Source organism: Accumulibacter sp. (assembly GCF_029255125.1).
In the GTDB taxonomy this organism is placed as follows: Bacteria; Pseudomonadota; Gammaproteobacteria; order Burkholderiales; family Rhodocyclaceae; genus Accumulibacter.
In genome coordinates this window covers 1-3,431 of sequence record NZ_JAPUVR010000077.1, presented here as the reverse complement: position 1 = coordinate 3,431, position 3,431 = coordinate 1, and the positions used below count along the sequence as shown (strand labels likewise).

General features: G+C 60.0%; 5 protein-coding genes. 4 read left to right on the top strand and 1 reads right to left on the bottom strand.

The features are described 5' to 3' along the window. Positions 1-197: hypothetical protein (locus tag Q1L59_RS04320; RefSeq protein ID WP_300328529.1), on the bottom strand; the 197-nt coding region annotated here is incomplete at its 3' end. Here Q1L59_RS04320 and rpsL point away from each other — a divergent pair. The 4 genes from rpsL to Q1L59_RS04300 form a co-directional block, all read left to right on the top strand. Further along, entirely contained in the window at positions 191-568 is a 378-nt protein-coding gene (rpsL, locus tag Q1L59_RS04315) for a 30S ribosomal protein S12 (RefSeq protein ID WP_287652050.1), read from the top strand. The two genes, Q1L59_RS04320 and rpsL, sit on opposite strands and share 7 nt — an antisense overlap. Before the next feature lie 91 nt (positions 569-659). Next, the gene (gene rpsG, locus Q1L59_RS04310) at positions 660-1,130 is read left to right on the top strand and encodes a 30S ribosomal protein S7 (protein WP_300328521.1); all 471 of its coding nucleotides are present in this window, start codon (positions 660-662) and stop codon (positions 1,128-1,130) included. Positions 1,131-1,191: 61 nt separating this feature from the next. Next, positions 1,192-3,285 carry an elongation factor G gene (gene fusA / locus Q1L59_RS04305; RefSeq protein WP_300328518.1) on the top strand — a complete coding sequence of 698 codons (2,094 nt, stop codon included), beginning with the start codon at positions 1,192-1,194 and terminating at the stop codon, positions 3,283-3,285. A gap of 22 nt (positions 3,286-3,307) precedes the next feature. After that, positions 3,308-3,431 (top strand): GTP-binding protein (locus Q1L59_RS04300; protein WP_300328532.1); only part of this gene is annotated, 124 nt, incomplete at its 3' end.

The following is a 3,431-nucleotide window of genomic DNA, read 5'->3' as shown; positions in this document are numbered from 1 at the left end:
CGGTATGCGCCATTGCTTGACTTGCGGCAGCAGAACCCATAAAATCGCCGGTCTTTGTCGCGGTCGGCGCGTTTTGTGTTGCGAGCGCGGGTCATGTCTATCGCCAGGGTGATCGTCTGATTGCGCTGGTCTCCTGCAGGTGCCGCTTTTTTGTTCTGCCGGTGACTGCATCGAAAATAGGGGTGGAAGAATGCCAACCATAAACCAGCTCGTGCGCAAGCCTCGGGAAGCGGTACGCAGCAAGAGCAAAGTGCCTGCTCTTGGGAACTGTCCTCAGAAGCGCGGCGTGTGCACCCGTGTTTACACGACGACGCCGAAAAAACCGAACTCGGCCCTGCGCAAGGTGTGCAAGGTGCGCTTGACGAACGGCTTCGAGGTGATCTCGTATATTGGCGGGGAAGGCCACAATCTGCAGGAGCACTCGGTGGTCCTGATTCGAGGTGGTCGCGTCAAGGATCTGCCGGGCGTTCGCTACCACACCGTGCGCGGCTCGCTGGACACCCAGGGCGTGAAGAAGCGCAAACAGGGTCGTTCAAAATACGGTACCAAGCGGCCGAAGGCTGCTTGAGTGGTTGTTGGCGCGAAGGTCGCGCTCGACGCGTAGCCGGGAGGGGCATGCGTGTCCCCCTTCGACTGAATTGTAATTAAGAGAGGTTGTTATGCCCCGTCGCCGTGAAGTGCCCAAACGCGATATTTTGCCCGACCCGAAGTTCGGCAGCGTTGACGTTTCGAAGTTCGTCAATACGATCATGAAGAGCGGCAAGAAGTCCGTCGCCGAGCGCATCGTTTATGGCGCCTTCGACCAGATCGTCAACAAGAGCGGCAAGGATCCGCTCGAGGTGTTCGGCTCGGCGCTCGGCAACATCAAGCCGTTGGTCGAGGTCAAGAGCCGGCGTGTGGGCGGCGCCAACTACCAGGTTCCCGTTGAAGTCCGGCCGAGTCGGCGCATGGCGTTGGCGATGCGTTGGCTGCGCGAGTCGGCACGCAAGCGGTCGGAAAAGTCGATGGGGCAGCGTTTGGCGGCCGAGATGCTCGACGCCTCTGAGAGTCGCGGTGGCGCGGTGAAGAAGCGCGACGAGGTTCACCGCATGGCTGAGGCCAACAAGGCCTTCGCACACTTCCGGTTCTAGGGCACCACTCGCGGCGGCCAGAGCCGCCGTCGATCGTTCTTTATCATTCAAGGCTTATACTGTGGCACGCAAAACCCCTATTGAGCGTTACCGGAACATTGGTATCAGCGCGCACATCGACGCCGGCAAAACCACGGCAACCGAGCGCATCCTCTTCTATACCGGGATCAACCACAAGATTGGTGAAGTCCACGACGGTGCGGCCACGATGGACTGGATGGCGCAGGAGCAGGAGCGCGGGATCACGATCACCTCGGCCGCTACGACCTGCTTCTGGAAAGGAATGCAGCTCGATCGCCCGGAGCACAGAATCAACATCATCGATACGCCAGGGCACGTCGACTTCACGATTGAGGTCGAGCGCTCGATGCGTGTCCTGGACGGCGCGTGCATGATCTACTGCGCGGTCGGTGGGGTTCAGCCACAGTCCGAGACCGTCTGGCGGCAGGCGACCAAGTACAAGGTTCCGCGGCTTGCCTTCGTCAACAAGATGGATCGCCAGGGTGCGGATTTCTTCAAGGTCGTCGAGCAGATGAAGCTCCGTCTGAAGGCGAATCCGATACCGATCGTCATTCCGATTGGGCGGGAAGAACGCTTTGAAGGCGTCGTCGACCTGATCAAGATGAAGGCCATCTATTGGGATGAAGCGTCGCTGGGAATGAAGTTCGACTATCGCGAAATACCGGCCGAGCTGCGTGCCGAGGCCGACGAGTGGCGTGGCAAGATGGTCGAAGCGGCGGCCGAATCGAGCGAAGAGTTGATGGACAAGTACCTCGAGGAAGGCGATCTGAGCGAAGCCGACATTATCGAAGGCCTGCGGCGGCGGACAATCGCTTGCGAGATTCAGCCCGCCCTCTGTGGTACGGCTTTCAAGAACAAGGGCGTGCAACGGATGCTCGATGCGGTCATCGACCTCCTGCCGTCACCGGTAGACATTCCGCCGGTAGTTGGCGAAAAGGACGACGGAAGCTCGACGACGCGTGCAGCCGCCGACGACGCCAAGTTCTCGGCGCTCGCCTTCAAACTGATGACCGACCCCTACGTCGGCCAGCTCACTTTCATCCGCGTCTATTCCGGTGCGCTCAAGTCGGGCGACACGGTGTACAACCCGACCAAGGGCAAGCGCGAGCGGATCGGTCGCCTCCTCCAGATGCACGCCAACAACCGTGAGGAAATCAAGGAGGTCCTGGCGGGCGATATTGCCGCCTGTGTTGGCCTGAAAGAAGTGACCACCGGTGAAACGCTGTGTGACCCGGCGGCGACCATCACGCTCGAGCGCATGATCTTCCCCGAGCCGGTGATTCACGTCGCAGTCGAGCCGAAGACGAAGCAGGACCAGGAGAAGATGAGTGTCGCTCTCGGTCGGCTGGCGCAGGAGGATCCATCGTTCCGTGTGCGTACTGACGAAGAGTCTGGGCAGACGATTATTTCCGGTATGGGTGAGCTGCACCTTGAAATCATCGTTGACCGTCTTAAGCGCGAGTTCGGCGTGGACGCCAACGTTGGCGCGCCGCAAGTTGCCTACCGCGAGTGCATCAAGAAGGCTGTCGAACAAGAAGGGAAGTTTGTCAAGCAGTCGGGTGGACGCGGGCAGTACGGACACGTCTGGCTGAAGATCGAGCCCAACGAGGCGGGCAAGGGCTACGAGTTCGTTGACGCGATCAAGGGCGGAACGGTGCCGCGCGAATACATTCCGGCGGTCGACAAGGGCCTGCAGGACGCGATCACCAGTGGCGTGCTGGCCGGCTTTCCGGTCGTCGATGTCAAGTTCACGCTCTTCGAAGGTTCCTACCACGACGTTGATTCGAACGAGAACGCCTTCCGGATGGCCGCGGCGATTGCCTTCAAGGAGGGCATGCGGCGTGCCGCGCCGACGTTGCTCGAACCGATGATGGCGGTCGAGGTCGAGACCCCGGAGGACTACATGGGCAACGTGATGGGCGATCTGTCCAGCCGCCGTGGGATGGTCCAGGGAATGGAAGATCTGCCCGGCAATATGAAGGCGATCAAAGCCGAGGTGCCGCTCGCCGAGATGTTTGGTTACGCGACGACGCTACGCTCCCTGTCGCAGGGGCGCGCCACGTATTCGATGGAATTCAAGCATTATGCCGAGGCACCGAAGAACGTCGCTGAAGCGGTGATCAACAAGAAATAGGACTTGAGTGAGGAAACGGTAAATGGCCAAGGGAAAATTCGAACGTACGAAGCCGCACGTGAATGTGGGCACGATTGGGCACGTCGATCATGGCAAGACGACGCTGACGGCGGCGATTACGACGATTCTGGCGAAGAAGTATGGCG